Annotated in this window: 16 protein-coding genes and 3 pseudogenes; 7 read left to right on the top strand and 12 right to left on the bottom strand. The window is 74.3% G+C overall.

Features of this window, described 5'->3' with window-relative positions; genetic code table 11:
- Nucleotides 1-53 precede the first annotated feature (53 nt).
- The 9 genes and pseudogenes from BLW43_RS13165 to BLW43_RS23955 form a co-directional block, all read right to left on the bottom strand.
- Nucleotides 54-788: an MBL fold metallo-hydrolase gene (locus tag BLW43_RS13165; RefSeq protein ID WP_093254122.1), complete on the bottom strand. Its 735-nt coding sequence runs from the start codon at nucleotides 786-788 to the stop codon at nucleotides 54-56.
- Complete coding sequence (locus tag BLW43_RS24365; protein WP_093254121.1) at nucleotides 779-1,237, bottom strand: TOBE domain-containing protein; 459 nt, start codon at nucleotides 1,235-1,237, stop codon at nucleotides 779-781. The genes BLW43_RS13165 and BLW43_RS24365 overlap by 10 nt, the downstream gene beginning before the upstream one ends.
- 3 nt (nucleotides 1,238-1,240) lie before the next feature.
- The gene (locus BLW43_RS24595; protein ID WP_281243525.1) at nucleotides 1,241-1,369 is read right to left on the bottom strand and encodes a hypothetical protein; all 129 of its coding nucleotides are present in this window, start codon (nucleotides 1,367-1,369) and stop codon (nucleotides 1,241-1,243) included.
- 21 nt (nucleotides 1,370-1,390) lie between these two features.
- Nucleotides 1,391-1,495, bottom strand: a pseudogene (locus tag BLW43_RS24360) (hypothetical protein); the annotation flags it as partial.
- A gap of 68 nt (nucleotides 1,496-1,563) precedes the next feature.
- A pseudogene (locus BLW43_RS24355) lies at nucleotides 1,564-1,827 on the bottom strand (ABC transporter permease subunit); the annotation flags it as partial.
- A gap of 23 nt (nucleotides 1,828-1,850) precedes the next feature.
- Nucleotides 1,851-2,018 carry a hypothetical protein gene (locus BLW43_RS23965; protein WP_217632175.1) on the bottom strand — a complete coding sequence of 56 codons (168 nt, stop codon included), beginning with the start codon at nucleotides 2,016-2,018 and terminating at the stop codon, nucleotides 1,851-1,853.
- Between the two features lie 352 nt (nucleotides 2,019-2,370).
- The gene (locus tag BLW43_RS23960; RefSeq protein WP_217632174.1) at nucleotides 2,371-2,610 is read right to left on the bottom strand and encodes a type 2 periplasmic-binding domain-containing protein; all 240 of its coding nucleotides are present in this window, start codon (nucleotides 2,608-2,610) and stop codon (nucleotides 2,371-2,373) included.
- 15 nt (nucleotides 2,611-2,625) lie between these two features.
- Nucleotides 2,626-3,408 carry an extracellular solute-binding protein gene (locus BLW43_RS24350; RefSeq protein WP_245731044.1) on the bottom strand — a complete coding sequence of 261 codons (783 nt, stop codon included), beginning with the start codon at nucleotides 3,406-3,408 and terminating at the stop codon, nucleotides 2,626-2,628.
- A 370-nt stretch (nucleotides 3,409-3,778) separates the two neighbouring features.
- Nucleotides 3,779-4,327: a hypothetical protein gene (locus tag BLW43_RS23955; RefSeq protein WP_217632173.1), complete on the bottom strand. Its 549-nt coding sequence runs from the start codon at nucleotides 4,325-4,327 to the stop codon at nucleotides 3,779-3,781.
- A gap of 77 nt (nucleotides 4,328-4,404) precedes the next feature.
- Here BLW43_RS23955 and BLW43_RS24740 point away from each other — a divergent pair.
- The 7 genes and pseudogenes from BLW43_RS24740 to BLW43_RS13115 all read left to right on the top strand — a co-directional run.
- A pseudogene (locus BLW43_RS24740) lies at nucleotides 4,405-4,554 on the top strand (helix-turn-helix domain-containing protein); the annotation flags it as partial.
- A 14-nt stretch (nucleotides 4,555-4,568) separates the two neighbouring features.
- The gene (locus BLW43_RS13140; protein WP_175478887.1) at nucleotides 4,569-5,306 is read left to right on the top strand and encodes a substrate-binding domain-containing protein; all 738 of its coding nucleotides are present in this window, start codon (nucleotides 4,569-4,571) and stop codon (nucleotides 5,304-5,306) included.
- 143 nt (nucleotides 5,307-5,449) lie between these two features.
- Nucleotides 5,450-6,613, top strand: coding sequence for a M24 family metallopeptidase (locus BLW43_RS13135; protein WP_281243524.1), 1,164 nt, complete (start codon nucleotides 5,450-5,452; stop codon nucleotides 6,611-6,613).
- Nucleotides 6,614-6,616: 3 nt separating this feature from the next.
- Nucleotides 6,617-7,369 carry a maleate cis-trans isomerase family protein gene (locus BLW43_RS13130; protein WP_093254118.1) on the top strand — a complete coding sequence of 251 codons (753 nt, stop codon included), beginning with the start codon at nucleotides 6,617-6,619 and terminating at the stop codon, nucleotides 7,367-7,369.
- Nucleotides 7,370-7,459: 90 nt separating this feature from the next.
- On the top strand, nucleotides 7,460-8,419 hold the full coding sequence (locus BLW43_RS13125) for a sugar phosphate isomerase/epimerase family protein (RefSeq protein ID WP_093254117.1): 960 nt from the start codon (nucleotides 7,460-7,462) through the stop codon (nucleotides 8,417-8,419).
- Nucleotides 8,420-8,518: 99 nt separating this feature from the next.
- Nucleotides 8,519-9,304 carry an alpha/beta hydrolase family protein gene (locus tag BLW43_RS13120; protein ID WP_093254115.1) on the top strand — a complete coding sequence of 262 codons (786 nt, stop codon included), beginning with the start codon at nucleotides 8,519-8,521 and terminating at the stop codon, nucleotides 9,302-9,304.
- Nucleotides 9,301-10,569 (top strand): glycoside hydrolase family 15 protein, encoded by a 1,269-nt coding sequence (locus tag BLW43_RS13115; protein ID WP_093254114.1) that lies wholly within the window; start codon nucleotides 9,301-9,303, stop codon nucleotides 10,567-10,569. Before BLW43_RS13120 ends, BLW43_RS13115 begins: the two co-directional genes overlap by 4 nt.
- Here BLW43_RS13115 and BLW43_RS13110 read toward each other — a convergent pair.
- Genes BLW43_RS13110 through BLW43_RS24590 form a run of 3 tightly spaced genes read right to left on the bottom strand, consistent with a single transcriptional unit; the run spans nucleotide 10,551 to nucleotide 16,022 of the window.
- Entirely contained in the window at nucleotides 10,551-11,804 is a 1,254-nt protein-coding gene (locus BLW43_RS13110) for a glucoamylase family protein (RefSeq protein ID WP_093254112.1), read from the bottom strand. The genes BLW43_RS13115 and BLW43_RS13110 overlap by 19 nt on opposite strands.
- Complete coding sequence (locus tag BLW43_RS13105) at nucleotides 11,792-14,050, bottom strand: glycoside hydrolase family 3 N-terminal domain-containing protein (protein ID WP_093254111.1); 2,259 nt, start codon at nucleotides 14,048-14,050, stop codon at nucleotides 11,792-11,794. Before BLW43_RS13105 ends, BLW43_RS13110 begins: the two co-directional genes overlap by 13 nt.
- Nucleotides 14,051-14,078: 28 nt before the next feature.
- Nucleotides 14,079-16,022, bottom strand: a complete 1,944-nt coding sequence (locus BLW43_RS24590) for an ATP-binding cassette domain-containing protein (protein WP_093254109.1) — start codon at nucleotides 16,020-16,022, stop codon at nucleotides 14,079-14,081.
- Between the last annotated feature and the right edge of the window lie 85 nt (nucleotides 16,023-16,107).

Here is a 16,107-nt window from a genome sequence, read left to right as displayed (position 1 = left end):
GGGGCCCCGTCGCGCGCGAGGCGCATGAAGTCGCGGCGGTGCGGGACCCTGCGTCAGCGCCCGGTCCCGCGTCGGCCCGCCAGCCAGGCCTCGATCAACGCGCGCAGCCTGTCGCCCGAGAAGCTGGGGAAGTGCCCGCCATGGACCACCCGCACGCGATACCCGAGCAGCCGCTCCATCGATCGGCGATAGTCCGCGGCGTCCGAATGATACATGTCCTCGATCAGCGGGCCGTCATAGACGATGTCGCCGGAGAACAGGATCTCCGTCGCCTTCTCGTAAAGCGCGATTCCGCCCGGCGAGTGGCCCGGCGTGTGGATAACCTCGAAGACGCGCCCGCCGGCGGCGATCTCGTCGCCGTCCTCCAGCAGTCGCGTCGCAGGGGCGGGCGTCACGGCGTAGCGCGCGCTGTCGTAGGGCTCCGGCGGCAGGTCTTCGAAGATGTCGTCGGTCACATAGGGGTCGGCGAGGGTCTCGCGACGGCCCGGTGCGGCGAGCAGCGCCGCTTCGGCGCGGTGGACGGCGCGGCGCTCAAACTCGTGGTGGCAGCCGATATGGTCGAAATGGGTGTGGCTCGCGACGGCGGCGATCGGCCGCTCGGTCGTCAGCGCCACCCAGTCGCGCAGCGGCACGACACCCATGCCGCTGTCGATCAGCAGATTCTCGCCTGCGCCGCGGACATGCCAGCAGTTGCAGCGGTAGAATTCGCGGACATGGGGCTCGTCGATCAGCGTGACGTCGTCGCCGACGCGCCTGACGCGCCACCAGTCCTCCGGCTTCACGCGCATCGGGGATCCTCCTTCAGCAGTGTTACGGCGCACGGGTCGAGCGCAAGCTCCAGCACGTCGCCGGGAGCGGCGTCCATCCCCGCCGGCAGCAGGGCGAGCAGGTCGAGCGCCGGCGCCGAAGGCGGCCGCGCGCGCACCCGCCGATGGACGCCCTGAAACACGGTCTCGACCACCTGCGCCGCGCCGATCGGCAGGCCGCTGCCGGGCCCGACATGCTCTGGCCGGGCGCAGAGGACGACGCGGGCGCCCTCCGGCGCGGCGCAGGGCAGGACGAGGGGGCCGAGCGCCGTCTCGAAGGCCCCGCCGCGCCGCGTAGCCTCGATGAAGTTCATCTCGCCGAGAAAGCCTGCGGCGAAGCGGCTGCGCGGCTGGCGGTGGACCCGCTCCGGCGGCCCCTCGTCCTCGATGCGGCCAGCGTTCATCACCACGACGCGGTCGGCGACGGCCATCGCCTACTCCTGGTCGTGGGTGACGTGGACGAAGGTGGCGCCGACGCGGCGCAGGATCGCCTTCAGCTCCGCCTGCATCTGGCGGCGCAGGTTGAGGTCGAGCGCGCCGAGCGGTTCGTCGAGCAGCAGCACGTCCGGCGCCACCGCCAGCGCCCTGGCGAGCGCGACGCGCTGGCGGCGCCCCCCCGAGAGGCCGGCCGGCGCGCGCCCGCGTCGGACAGACCCACCAGCGCCAGCATCGCACCCATCCGCATCCACCGCGCGCAGGCGAGATAGGCCGGCGTCAAGCAGAGCGTAAGCGCCATCGACAGCGCCGCGGCCATCGGCAGGTCGGCGCGGCGGCCGATCTGGAGCATGACGAGCTGCGGCAGAACCAGCTCGTTGCCGCCGCCGAGGATCTCGGGCGTGACATAGTCCCCCAGACAGAGCGCAAAGGTCAGGAACGCGCCAACGGCGACGCCGGGCAGCGTCAGCGGCGGCACGACATGGCGGAAGGTCGCGAACGGCCCGGCGCCGAGGTCGGCCGCAGCGCGGCGCAGGTTGGGCGGCGACTTCGACAGGCTGGCGAAGATCGTAAGGGTCAGCAGCATCACGAAGAAGTGGGTGAAGCCGATCACCACCGCCGCGCGCGAATTGGCGAGGTCGAGCAGCGGCAGCCCGACCCCCCCAGCCAATCGTTCAGCACGCCCTTGCGCGCCAGCACCACCGACCACCCATAGGAGCGTACGACATAGGACGCCCAGAACGGGATCACCGCCAGCGCCAGCGCCAGCCTGCGCAAGCGCGACGGAACCTGCTCGGCGATGATCCACGCCAGCGGATAGGCCAGCAGCGTCGAGAGCGCGGTGACGACGAGGGCGATCTCCAGCGAGTTCAGCAGCGCCTCGGCGAAACCCGGCCGCTCCCAGAAGGCGCGGTAGTTGTCGAGCGTCCAGCCCTGCGCCGCCGCGCCCGCCGGCTAGCGGAAGGAGAGCGCGAGCATCGCGGCGAAGGGAAGGATGAAGAAGGCGAGCGTCCAGAGCGCTGCAGGCCCGACGAGGCATAGTGCGCGGCGGCGTTCGCGCGCCTCGATGCTCATCCCGGCCCGCCCGACGCCGGCGCCGCCGCTCGGGGCCTGGCTGGGCGCGGCCCGCTCACCGCGCGAGGAACTCCGTCCAGACGTCCTGCATCGCCGCATCGAGCTCGGCGTCCGGGGCCGGACAGAGCCGGGCGCGCCGGAGATGGTCGGGCTGCTGGTCCCGGCGCAGGGCGCGCTTCTGCGCATCTTCGAGAACATCGCCGGCGGCGCTGTTGGCCGGCATCGCCCAGCAGCACGACGATGTGGCGAGCGCCGCCTGGCCCTCGGGGCTGAGGACGTGCTTGACGAACGCCACGGCGAGCTCCTTGCGTTAGCTGTCGGCGAAGACGCCGATGGACTGCGACCAGCGCACCGCGCCCTGTTCGGGAGTCGTCCAGTCCAGCTCCGGCAGCTCGCCGGTCAGCCCCGCAGTCACCCATTCGCCGCCGCCGAAGAGCACGTCCGCCTCGCCGGTGGCGATGGCGGTCTGCGAGGCGACGACGCCGCCCACGCTTTCCGAGGCGTCCTTCAGGCCGAAGAGCGCCTCGCGGATCGCCGGCAGGTCGTCGGCGGCGAGCTCCGCGGTCGGCGCGCCCAGACCTGCCGCCACAAGCCCCATCGCCGGCAAGCAGTGGTCGTGGACCGCCATCGGCGCGCTCGCCCCGCCGGTCCAGAAGCCGCGCATGTCCGCCAGCGCCTCCGCGGAGACGGCGGAGGAATTGAACGAGACGGTATTGTAGCCGAGCTTCTCCGAGATGGCGCAGGTCTCGCCGTCGACGACGTGGTTCGCCGCCATCACCGGCTCTGGAAACAGGGCGCCATGGGGCGGTTCGTCCACCGGCAGGGGCGCGAGAATTCCCACCGCCACCGCCCGGGGCGCGTCCACACCGTCGATCACCAGAACGTCCCAGTCGCCGGGCCGCGACTGCTCGATGATCGAGAGCGCGGCGCCGGCGCCTTCGTATTCCTTGAGATTGACGGTGACGCCATGCGCCTCCTCGAAGGGGCGGATCGGCGCGTCGTCGGTGTGGTCGCGCCAGACGAGCGCGTTAAGCTCCTGCGTCGAGACCCGCGCTGCTGGGCGGCGCGGCCATGACGGCGGCGCACGGCGCAAGGCGGGCGCCGAGCTTGGTCGTGGTCGGTCTCCCTGTCCTGTTGCGGGGCCTGTCAGTCGTCGCGGGTGAGCGGCATGGTCATGCAGTGCGCGCCGCCGCCGCCGCTGGCGAACAGGCGCAGATCGGGTTCGAGCACGCCGAGGCCCTCCCTCCGCGCGCAGTGCCTCGTTGACGCGCGCGCAGTGGCGCGGCGACAGCACGCGGCCCGCCCCGAGCGCCAGCACGTTGCAGGCCATGTCGCCCATCGCCTCAAGATAGCCCGCATCGATCGTGCGTATCCGGCGCTCGCGAAGCCAGCTCAGGAAGCTCTCCGGCAGCGCATCCGGGCAGACCAGCGCGAGGCCATCGGCGGCCATGGAGAAAATCACGTCAAGATGGAGGAAGTCGTCGTCGAACGGGACCAGCGCGACCTCCCAGCCCTCCGCCCTCCAGCGAACTGCTCGGCGCCGGGGAGCGCGTGCGCCCGCCGGAATGGCCGATGGCCGCCAGAACGGGGCGGATGAGGTGGATGTCGCCGCCCTCGACGCTGCCGGCGGTGGCGCAGCGCCAGAACCCTGCGCCGTGGAACGCCATGACGGCCGCGTATTCGCCGCGCCGCTGGGGCATGGCGAGCAGCGTCATCGCCGGGCCGCCGGGCGCCGTCTGGCTGCTGTCGCGGGTGTAGACCTGGCAGGGCGGCGCGGGGTCTGGAGCGAGGTGATGGCGCGCGATGCCCGCCTCATCGAGCGCCGCCTCGAACTCGGCGTATTCGGCCAGCAGCTGTGCGCGGTCGAGCGGGGTCGATGCCGCCAGCGTCGCGCGCGCGATCGCGTTGCTGGGAATCCGGGCATAATGGTCCGGCCGGCAAAGCAGCATGTCGGTCAGCCGGCCGGGCTCGGTACTCAGCCGCCAGCGCGGCGCCATGGGGTCATGCGTCATGCCGGCGATCGTGGCGCGGGTTTCGCATCGATAAAGATCAAAGCAACCACAGTTCACTTTGAGGTCTGTCAAACCGAATGGCCGCGCCCGCCCTCGATGCGGTGGACCTGCGTCTGCTGCGCGTCTTTCTCGCGGTTGTCGAGGCCGGCGGCTTCGCGCCCGCCGCCGCGCGTCTCGACCTGTCGCTCTCCACCGTGTCGAGCCATGTCAAGGCGCTGGAGGACCGGCTCGGCTTCCGCCTGTGCCGTCGGGGCCGCTCCGGCTTCGGCCTGACGGAACCCGGCGAGAGCGTCGACGCGGAGGCGCGGCGGCTGCTGGCGGCGGTGGACGGCTTCTCCTCGCGCGTCGCCGCCCTCAGGAACCGCCTCGCCGGGCCTGCGGCGGTGGGGATGCTCGACGCGACGCTCGGCGACCCGCGCGCGCGGATGCCGGCGGCGCCGCGCCGGAGGCCGGGATCCGCCTCGCCTGCAAGCCGCCCGACGCGCTGCTGCGCGACGTCTCGGCCGCCGCGCTCGACGTCGCCGTGGGCAGCTTCCCGCGGGTCGCGCTGGGGCTGGAGTATCGCCATCTCTACGAGGAGCGGCAGCTCTTCTACCGCGGCGCCGGCCATCCGCTGTTCACCGCGTGCGACGACGCGATCGACTTCGACGAGCTGCGCAGCCGGCGCATCGTCGGGCGCCGCTACTGGGGCGCCCGCGACGTCAAGGGCTTCGCCAGCCACCGCGTGGGCGCGGAGGTGAGCGACATGGAGAGCGCGGCTGCGCTGATACTCTCCGGCGCCTTCCTCGGCTGCCTGCCGAAACATTGCGCGCGGCCCTGGGTCAAGGCCGGGGCGCTGCGCGCCATCGCGCCGGCGAGGCTCGGCTATCGCGCGCCTTTCCAGATGGTCTGGCGACGCGACCGGGCCGAACTGCCGCGGGTGCGCATGATGATCGACGCCATCGCCCGGAGCCACGGCGCCGCCGCGCCGAAGCCATGAGCTCGGCGCGCGCTCTGCGCCGCCTTGCGGGGCCGCCCTGCGCGAAGCACCATCGTTCCGGCATCGCCTGAGAGGGAGCGCGCCATGACGCCACGGCCCGAAATCGATACTGTGCGCGCAGGCCGCTCCGCGGCGGCGGGCGCTTGAGCTGCGAGGCGGGCGGCTTCTGCGCCGACGAGCACCGCCGCCGCGTCGCGGCGCTCCAACGCGGCATGACGGCGGACGGGATCGACGCGCTTCTGCTGACGACGCCGCCGGACGTCTTCTACGTCTGCGGCTTTCTCACGCGGTTCTGGGAGAGCCCGGCGCGGCCCTGGTTCCTCCTCGTTCCCGCGACGGGCGACCCCGTCGCCGTGATCCCCGCCATCGGCGCGCCGCTGATGCGGCGAGGCTGGATCGCGGATGTCAGGACATGGGATGCGCCCGACCCGCGCGACGACGGCGTAGGGCTGCTCGCAGCGGCGCTGCGCGAGATGCTGCCCCCGCGCGGCAGGCTCGGCGCGCCGATGGGGGCGGAGACGCATCTGCGGATGCCGCAGGCCGACCTCGCGCGCCTGCTCGCCCTGATCGCGCCAGCGACGCTGGTCGATGCGACCGGCGCCCTGCGCGGCGCGCGCGAGATCAAGTCGGAGGCCGAGATCGCCCGCATCCGCGCCGCCTGCCGCGTCGCCGACGCCGCCTTCGCCGGCGTGGGGGACTTCGCCGGATCGGGGCGACGGCTCGACGACGTGTTCCGCGACTTCCAGATCGCCCTGCTGCGGGAGGGCGCGGACTGGGTCGGCTACCTCGCCGGCGGCGCCGGGCCGGACGGCTGCGAGGACGTGATCTCTCCGGCGGACGGCCGGGAACTGCGGCGCGGCGACGTCCTGATGCTCGACGCGGGCGCAGTGAAGGCGGGATATTTCTGCGACTTCGACCGCAACTTCGCCATCGGCGGCCCGAGCGACGCCGCGCGCCGCGCCCACGCGGCGCTGCATGCGGCCACCGACGCGGCGCTCTCGGCGGCGCGGCCGGGGATGCGGGCCTGCGACCTGCACGGCGTGATGGCGCGCGCGCTTCAGGCGCAGGGCGCCGCGCCGCTCGGCGGCCGCTTCGGCCATGGCCTCGGCGTCTCGTTGACGGAATGGCCGTCGCTGAGCCCGCTTGACGAGACGCCGCTGCGCGCCGGCATGGTCCTGACCCTGGAGCCGGGCGTCGAGGTCGCGCCGGGGCGGATCATGGTCCACGAGGAGAACGTCGCGCTGCGCAAGGACGGGCCGGAGCTGCTGAGCGCGCGGGCGCCGGCCGAGCTGCCGGCGCTGGACTGAGCCGTGGCGCGCTTTCCCTATGCTCTGACCGGCCCGATCGGCGCCCGCGCCACGTTGGGCCTGATCGTCCTGCGGGTGGACGAGACGATCGAGCATGATCTCCGCCGCCTCTTCGCCGCGCGCGACGTCGCCCTGCATGTCAGCCGCGTGCCGAGCGGCGACGACCTCACGCCAGACAGCATCGCCCGGATGGAGGCCGCGCCGCCGGCCGCCGCGGCGCTCTTGCCGCCTGCGGCGCGCTTCGACGCCATCGGCTACGGCTGCACCTCCGGCGCGACGCTGATCGGGTCGGCGCGGGTGGCGGCGCTGGTTTCCGGCGCCGCCGCGACGCGCCATGTCGTGGATCCGCTGGCCGCCGCGCTGGCGGCGTTCCGTGCGCTGGGCGTCGGCTCGGTCGCGGTGGTGTCGCCCTACATCGACGCCGTGGCCGAGCCGGTGCGCGCGGCGCTTCGGGACGCCGGCCTGCGCACCCCCGCCTGCCTGAGCTTCGGCGAGGAGGTCGAGGCCCGCGTCGCGCGTATCGATCCCGCTTCCATCCGCGCGGCGGCGCTGGCCGCCGGCGCCGCGCGCGACGTCGAGGCGGTGTTCGTCTCCTGCACCAACCTGCGCGCGCTCGACGTCATCGACGATCTGGAGGCCGAACTCGGCAAGCCCGTGGTGGCGAGCAATCAGGCCCTCGCCTGGGAGATGGCGCGCCGGTCCGGCGCCCTGCCGCTGTCGGAGACGCCGGGCAGGCTCTTGCGGCTGGCGCATTGACGCGGCCGCGCCGATGGGCGAGCGGATGCCTGGCGGTCGCTCCCGGCGCGCCGTCGATCCTGCGCCGCCCCTTGCTGGAGACGTGATCCCGTGCCGCACCCTTCCGAGCCGACCATCGACGCCATCGGCCTCAACACCACCGGCCTGCCGGACTGTCGGATCGACATGCTCGATGCGGTGCTGAGGGACTTCCGCGCCCACGGCTGCGACCATGTGGAGCTGGTCGCCCGCAGGCTCGACCTCGTGATCGGCGGACGGATTCACGCCGCGCGCGTGGACGCTGTCGCCGCCGCGCTGGGGCGTTCGGGGCTAGGGGCGACGCTGCACGCCCATCATGCGATCAACCTGATGGACCGGGTGGACCCGGCCACCCATCGCGCTGCGGCGGAAGCGAGCGTCTCGATCTGCGCGAAGCTGGGCGTGCAGTCCATGGTCATCCACTCCGGCGTCGCCCCGCGCGCCGCCTGGGAGGCCGACGCCGCCGGCCTGCTCGCCGATGAGCGCGACGCGTTCCGCCGGCTCGGCGACCTGGCCGGCGCGACGGGGGTGCGGCTCGCCGTGGAGAACATGATCGTCAAGCCCGAGGCGAGCGGCCTTGTCGCTTACGGCGCGCATCCCGGCGCGCTCGCCGGCCAACTCGCCGCGATCGACCACCCGGCGGTCGGCGCGACGCTCGACTTCGGCCACGCCTGGCTCTCGGCGCCAGTGCTCGGCTTCGACTACCTCGCAGAGCTGGAGGCGCTGTCGCCCTGGGTCTGGCACCTGCACCTGCACGACAATTTCGGGCGGGTGTCACGCGCTGGCGTGGGCGACGCCGGCGACGAGGTCGCGCTCGGCCTCGGCGACATGCACGCGCCGATGTTTCTCGGCTCGATTCCGTGGCTCGACGTCCTGCCCCGGATGCGGTTCCGGCCCGGCACGAAGGGGATGATCGAGCTCAACTGGCGCTTCATGGCCGACGCGCCGAAGGTCGTCGCCACGGCGCGCGCCTTCGCCGCCTTCCTCGACGGCGGCCCGGCCCCGCGCGACCCGTTCGCCGCGTCGACCTGACGCAGGGCCTCCCGCGGACGCAGGTCGGGCCGCGCCCGGGCCGGCGCGGCGCGCGGGCGACCCGTTGCCGAATGCCCGCGGCGCGCGCACGCTCGGGGCATGACGCTTCCAGGCGAAAGCGACGGCGACCAAGATGCGCCCCGGGCCGAGCGGGTGCGCGTTCCGCTCCGCCATGGGGGGCCTTCGGCGAGCCTCGGCGCGCTGCTCGAGCGGCCGGCCGGCGCGACCCCGCCGGTCGCGCTGGTTGCTCATGGGCGTGGCGGCGCGGCCGGCCAGCCGCAGATCGCCGCGATCCGCGCCGCCTACGCCCGCCGCGGCTGGGCGACGCTGACGCCGGACCTGCGCTTCTCCGCGGGGAACCAAAGCGGCGGCGCGCCGGAGGCGTTCACCATGGCCAACCATCTCGCCGACCTGCGCGCGGCGCTCGACTGGCTGTGCGAGAGCTTCGAGCCCGGCGGCGGGCCGGCGCGTCTCGGCTTCGCCGGGCACAGCATGGGCGCATGGGCCGCCGCGACGCTGGCGCGCGACTTCGGCGGCGCGGCGCATCTGCTCGCGGTGTCGCCCGTGCTGAGCGGCGAGGCGCTGCTCGCCGCGCGCCGCGCGCTCGGGCGGGATGCGGTGGCGGCGCTGCGGCGTGAGGTTCCGGGCGCGGAGGCCGAATGGCCAGGCCATGACGCGCGCCCGGCGCTGCGGGCGCTGACCGCGCCGACGGCGGTGCTGGTGGGCGGCGAGGACGGGCTGACGCCGCCGCAGGACGCGCGCGCCTTCTTCGCGGCGGCGGCGGCCCCGCGCTTCTTCGCCGCGCTGCCGGGCCTCCATCACTGCCCCGAGGGCCCGGACGTGGACCGCGCGCTCGACGTCGCGCTGGCGGCGCTCGGCGCATGAGCGGGCTCGGCGCATGGATCGCGTCGCGGCGGGCCGAGGCGGCGCAGGCGATGCGCGCGGCGATCTCGGCGACGCATCTCACGCATCGGCGCGAGGAGTTCGGACAGAGCGTGCGGCCTGTCCGCGGTTCGGTGCTCGCCTCCGTGCTGCCGTCGCGCTGGGACCCCGAGCCGGACTACTTCCACCACTGGCCCCGCGACGCCGCGGTGGTCATGCGCCGTCTGCCGGGATTGATCGCCGGCGCCAGCCCCGAAGCCGCGCGCGACTGGCGCGCGTGCTTCGCCGACGTCGTGCGCTTCAGCCTCGCGACCACCGATCCCGGCCGGCCGCCACTCGCCGCCAACCCTTTGCGTCCGACGACCCGGCCCGAAGCCCTGCTCCACCTGCGCCCCGACGCGGAACTCGCCGCCCTGAGCGGCGCGGCGCTGCTCGGCGAGCCGCGCTGCGCCGCCGATGGCGGGCCCGACCTCGAGAACTGGTCGCGCCCGCAGTTCGACGGTGCGGCCATGCGCGCCGCGGCCTGTCTGGCGGCGATAGAGGCCGATCCCTCGCTGGCGGGCGACGCGCTCGCCGCGCTCGTGGCCCGCGACCTCGCCTTCACCCTCGCGAACGCGGGCGCGCCCTGCATCGGGCCATGGGAGGAGGCGCCGGCGCGGCGCGACGTCTTCACGATGATCGCGCAGTGGGACGCGCTGACGCTGGGCGCCGCATGGCTGCGCGACGAGGGGGCCGCGCGGGCGGCTGAAGCGGCGGCGGCGCGCGTCGCCGCGCTGGTCGAGCAGGCGTGGGACGAGGCCGCGGGCTGCTGGCGCTCCCATCTCGGCGCCGGCCCCGACGATCTCGACGCAGCCGTGATCGTCGCGCTGGCCGAAGTCGACCGCGGCGACGGGCCTTTCGCGGCGACCGGCGCGCGGGCGGGCCGCGCCGCCGACGCGCTGGCGGCGCGCTTCGCCGCGCTCTACCCGGTCAATCGCGGCGCGGGAGCGGCGCTGATCGGCCGCTGGCCCGGCGACGCGTTCTTCGGCGGCAACCCGTGGCTGCCGACGACGCTGGCGCTGGCGGCGCTGCGCTACCGGCGCGGCGAGATCGCGGCGGGCGATGCGACCATGGCGCGGCTGCGCGAGCTCATGCCGGCGCAGGGCTTCCCCGAGCAGCTGCACCGCGAGACCGGCGCGCCGGTCTCCTGTCGCCAGCTCACATGGTCCGCCGCGGCCTTTCTCGCCGCCGTCGAGGCGCGCGACGCCGCTCAGGCGGTCAGGGCGTAGGGGCTTTCGAGACCCAGCGCCCTGAGGCCCGCCCGCACTTCGGGCCGCGCCATGAACAGCCGCCAAAGCAGGCCGGAGCGCCAGTTCTCCAGCGCGATCACGATCGGCCCCTGGTCGATGGCGAGGCGGCTCTCCGCGGTCCAGTCCTCGGCGACGCTGAACGCGTCCACGAAGCCCGCCTCGCCCCAGACGCGCTCGCCGAGCCCGTCATGGAGATGGCGCAGCACGCGCTGCGCGTGCTCGGGAACGAAGGGGAAGGAGCCGAGCGCGGCGGTCGGAGTTATGACGCCGGTATCTTCGAGGGGATGGTGCGCGACGTAGCCCGTCGGGTCGTCGCTGGCCGTCAGCCCCCAGCAGTCGGCGCCGTAGCCGGGGTGCCCGTGCGGATTGGCGAGGCAGTGGGCGCGGTTCACCAGGGCGTGGGCGCGCGCCTGCGCGCCGTAGTCGGCGTAGCGGTCGCGCAGGCCCCGCGGGTCAAGCCCGAGAAACGAGTACTGCGACATGAAGAGCGGCCCGCCCCAGTCCGGCCCGAGCGGCAGCGTCTCGCCGCGATAGGCGCGACCGTTGCGGAACGCCTCCGCCGTTGCCCAGAAGCGGTGATAGGCGTCCGGCGAGATCGAATGCCGCGCCGACCCCGCGGCCAGCACGAAGACGACCAGCGCCTCGTTCCAGCCCCGGATCGGCAGGCTCGTCGGCGCCCACGGCCGGTGCGGGCTCCGGTGCCACATCAGCGCGCCGTCCTCGCGCTGGTGCGCGGCCCAGTCGATCCCGGCGACGAGGGTCTCCAGCGCCTCCGTAAGCTCCGGCGCGTCGCCGGCGAAGAAGCTTGCGGCGCAAAGCAGGCCCATGGCGAGGAAGGCGGTCTCGACGAGGTCGCCGCCGTCGTCGCCGTCGAACACCGCGATCGCCCGGCCGGTCGCGCCGCTGAGGAAATGGGGCCAGACGCCGTTGAAGCGGTCGGCGCGGGCGAGGAAGCCGGCGATGCGCGCGATGCGGTCGGCGGCGTCGCGACGGCTGAGCCAGCCGCGTTCCGCCGCGACGATGAGCGCCATGACGCCAAAGCCGGTTCCGGCGGCGCACACCGTGTCGTCCACGTCGTAGCCCAGCGCGCCGCCGCTGCGCTCGCGCGCCATGCCGCTGGCGGGATGGGCGAAGTCGGTGAAGTAGAGCAGCGTCGCCTGCTGGACGCGGTCGCGCAGGGCGTCGTCGGGCAGGCCGCGGATCAGGCGCGCCATGCGATCTCCAGGGCCTGCGCGTCGCGGCTGTTGGGGCCGAGCCAGAGCGTGAAGGCGCCGGGATCCCACACCCGGCGCTCGTCCTCGGGGCCGTCCGCGAGCGGGTATCGGAGCATCTCGACGTCGATCTCGAACGTTGCGCGCCCAGTCTCGCCCGGCGCCAGCGACAGCCTGCGGAACGCCTTGAGCGCGCGGGCGGGGCGGGTGGAGCGGGCGACGGGGTCGGAGAGGTAGAGCTGCACGGTCTCCACGCCCGGCCGGTCGCCCGCGTTGGTCACGTCGATCCGGACCGCCAGGCGGTCTTCCTCGCCAAGGCCTTCGCGCCTGTCGGCTTGCGGCGCCCCGTGGCGGAAGGTCGTGTAGGCGAGCCCGAAGCCGAAGGGGTAGAGGCCGTCCGTCTGGCCGGGTCCGTCCGGCAGGTCGAGCCAGCCGGTCAGGAACTTCCGGAAGCGCCCCGGATTGGGCCGCCCGGTCGGCTCCGCGGCGTGGCTGAGCGGCGTCTGGCCGGGATGGGCGGGCAGGGCGGCGGCGAGACGCGCGGAGGGCTCCGCCGCGCCGGTCAGGATGTCGGCCAGCCCCGGCCCCGCCTCGACGCCGCCATGCCACGCCATCACCAGCGCGTCGGCGGCCTCGGCGACCTCGGCTAGCGCGAGCGGACGCCCGGCGCAGACCGCGACGACCAGCGGGCGGCCCGTTTTGGCAAGCGCCGCGATCAACCTGCGCTGCGGCGCAGGCAGATCGGGCGAGAGGCGGCTGGACGCCTCGCCCGCATGCTCCTTGGCCTCGCCGACGGCGGCGATCACGATGTCGGCTAGGCGCGCCGCGGCGACGGCCTCGGCGATCATCTCCGCCTCGGGCCGCGGGTCGGGCCGCACGGTCGGGCCGTGGCAGTTGAGGCGGTCGACCAGCCACGGCTCCTCGACGAGGTTCGCGCCCGGCGCGCAGATCAGCGTCAGCCCCTCGCGCCCCTCCAGCCCCTCGCGCAGGGTGCGCACCTGCGCGGCGTCGCCCGCGACGGACCATGTGCCGATGAGGTTGGCGCGGTCGTCCGCCAGCGGGCCGACCAGCGCGGCGGTCAGCGGGCCGGACCTGAGCGGCAGGACGCCGTCGTTCTTCAGCAGCACCGCCGAGGCGCCGGCGGCGCGGCGCGCCAGCGCGCGGCCGGTCGCGGAGGGCGCCCGCGGCGGCCCCTCGCCGCGCAGGGAGCGGAAGGGGTCCGCGAGCAGGCCGAGGCGTTGCTTGAAGCGCAGCACCCGCAGGCAGGCGCGGTCGATCAGCGCGACGATCTCGGCCGCGGTGAACCGCACGCCGCTCTCGGCGCAGTCGATCCCATCGCGCGCCAGAGCCGGCAGGGCGGCGAGGTAGTCCTCGCCCACCATGTCCATGTCCACCCCGGCGTGGAGCGCGCGCGCCACGGTCGCGGCGCGGTCGCCGAGCCCGTGGGCCTGCAGCTCGCGCACCCCAGTGTAGTCGGAGACGACGAGGCCCTCGAAGCCGAGCCGCCCCCTCAGCCAGCCCTCCACCAGCGGCGCATGGGCGTGCATCGGCGTCCGGTTCACCGCATTGAAGGCGACCATGGCGCTCGCCGCCCCTGCCTCGACGCCGGCCCGGAACGGCGGCGCGTGGACTTCGAAGAGCTCCGCCCAGCCAAGGCTGGCGTTGTCGTAGTCGCGCCCGCTCTGCGGCGCGCCATAGGCGATGAAGTGCTTGAGGCAGGCGGCCACGCGCCCCTCGGCGGCGACGTCCGCACCCTGCAGGCCGCGAACGCAGGCGGCGGCGTAGAGCGCGGCGAGCGTCGGGTCTTCGCCGGGGCTCTCGGCCACGCGGCCCCAGCGCGGGTCTCGCGAGACGTCGACCATCGGGGCGTAGACCTGATGCACGCCGTCCTCGGCGGCCTCGCGCGCGGCGTGGGCGGCGGTCTCCTCGATCAGCGCCATGTCCCAGGAGCAGGCGAGCGCGATCGGCAGGGGAAAGACCGTGCGATGGCCGTGGATGACGTCCTCGGCGAAGTAAAGCGGCGCGCCGTGGCGCGACCCGGCCAGCGCGCGCTCCTGCATGGCGCGCGCGCTCTCGCGCGACTTCACGCCGAAGACCGCGCCGACGAGCCCGGCGTCCAGCCGTTCGGCCAGCGGCGTCGCGTCCCCGGCGCCGGTGGCCATGCCCTCGCCGGCGGGCAGCAGGTTGAGCTGGCCGATCTTCTCCTCGACGGTCATCGCCGCGAGCAGGCCTTCAGGGTCGGCGGTCACGCAGGCTGCTCCAGACGTCAGGTTGCGGTCACTCCGCGGCGATGGCTTCCGCGCGGGAGGGGGCGATGCGCGTCATCCGCGCGGCGCCATGCTCCACCGCCAGCCTTACGCCATAGAACGGGGCGCCGTCATGGCCCCGCGGCGGCCTTTCGCCGTGATGCACGCTGAGCACGATGGCGCGCGGAATCGCCGCGAGCAGGGTCTCGTGGAAATGCGAGACCGCCGATGGGTCCATCGCCGAGGTGGCTTCGTCCAGCAGCAGCACGTCGGGCCTGTGCAGCAGGATGCGCGCGAGCACCAGCCGCTGCTTCTGCCCGCCGGAGAGCACCTCGCTCCAGCGCCGCCCCTGATGCAGCTCCGCCCCGAGCGCGCCGGCGAAGTGGCCGAGGCCCGCCTCCCCGAGCGCGGCGGCGACCCGCAGATCGCCGAACGCCGTCGCGGGCTCCGGGTAGGTCGCCAGCGCCTTCAGCGACAGCCGGTCCGGCAGGTCGGGCGTCTGGCCGGCGAAGAAGAGCCGCGCGCGCTCCGGCAGCGCGACGACGCCCTCGCCGTGCGGCCAGAGCCCCGCCACCGCCTTGAGCAGCGAGCTCTTGCCGCAGCCGTTGCGGCCCGCGATCAACGCCCAGTCGCCGGGCGACAGCGCCACGGCCTGCGCGCGCAGGAACGGCGTCGCGTCGTGGCCGCGGTGGTAGAGCCGCAGGCCCTCCAGCGACAGACGGTCGTCGCCGGGCCGCCGCTCGCGCCGAAGTTTCGCCACGCCGGTCTCGGCGTAGAAGGCGTCGCGCGCGCGCACCCGCTCCACGGCCTGCGCCAGCTCCGTAAGCCGGCCGGCGTTGGCCTTCAGCGTGGCGATGGCGGGCATGACCTGGATGAACCACGAGACGTCGTTGATCAGCTCCGCCGTCAGTTCCGAGCTGGCCGCGTAAGTCCGGAAGCTCATCGAGCCGCCCATGAAGGCCGGCAGCGCCGGCGCCCAGGACACGAGCCGACGCGAAAGGAAGCCATAGGCGTCGGTGAAGGCCATCATCGCGGCCTGGGTGAGGTTCTGCCGCGCCCAGGCCCGGTCGAGCCCCGCGTAGAGCCCCGCGTTGACCCGCGCCTGCACGCGCTCTCCCCGAGAGGCGGCGAGCTGGGAGACCCGGCCGAGCATCGCCCCGAGCTCGCCGCGCCAGGCCCCGTCGCGCCGCTGGCGCTCGACGGTCTGGCGCTCCAGCAGGCGCCCGATGAGCCAGGCGAGCCATGTCGAGGCGGGAACGTAGACGCAGACGACCAGCGCGATCAGCACCAGCGAGCCGTTGTCGCCGGGCGCCAGATCGACGGCGACGCCGGAATGCGCGCGCGTCCAGTCGGCGAAGGAATGCGCCCAGCGGTCGAGGAACGGCGCCGGCGCCGCGCGCTCGAGCAGCGCGACGGAGATGAAGTAGATCGAGGCCACCGCCCCCCACAGACCCATCGCCAGCCCGATCAGGCCGCCGTAGAGCCCCAGCGTGCATTCGTCGATGCGCTGGTCGATGGCGTCGGGCAGCCGCGCGGCGCCGCCCTCGGTGCGATCGCTCATCAGATCGAAGGCGATCCGCTCGTCGGCCAGAATGGCGGCGTCGAAGCGCCCCGCCAGCCAGGCCCGGGCGCGCCGGTGCAGGGTCGCGGCGAAGAAGTGGCGCGTCGCGATGAAGCCCGCCCGACCAAGATGGACGGCGGCGAAAAGCAGCGCCGCGCCGGCGAGCGTCTCGGTCGCGTCGAGACCCGGCCCCGGTTCATGGAAGCGTGCGATGGCGCTCAGGAAATCCGCGCTCGCGGTGGCGGCCCAGACGCTGGCCTTGCTCAGCAGCGTGGTGATGAGGAAGACGGCGACGGACAGGCTCCACGCCTCGCGCCACCGCTCGGACCGCCAGTAGGCGGAAGACACGCTCCAGAAGCTCGCCAGATCGCGCGTGTCGGCCGGCCGCCGCGCGTCAGGGCGCCGACGCGTCATCGGCGCCGCGTCCGGTCCTTCGGGGCGGCCCGGTACTCCGGGGCGCGGATGCTGGGAGCGTTTTCCACGATGCCCTATTTACACC

The organism is Rubrimonas cliftonensis (assembly GCF_900107585.1).
GTDB lineage: Bacteria > Pseudomonadota > Alphaproteobacteria > Rhodobacterales > Rhodobacteraceae > Rubrimonas > Rubrimonas cliftonensis.
This window is presented reverse-complemented; position numbering and strand designations above follow the sequence as displayed.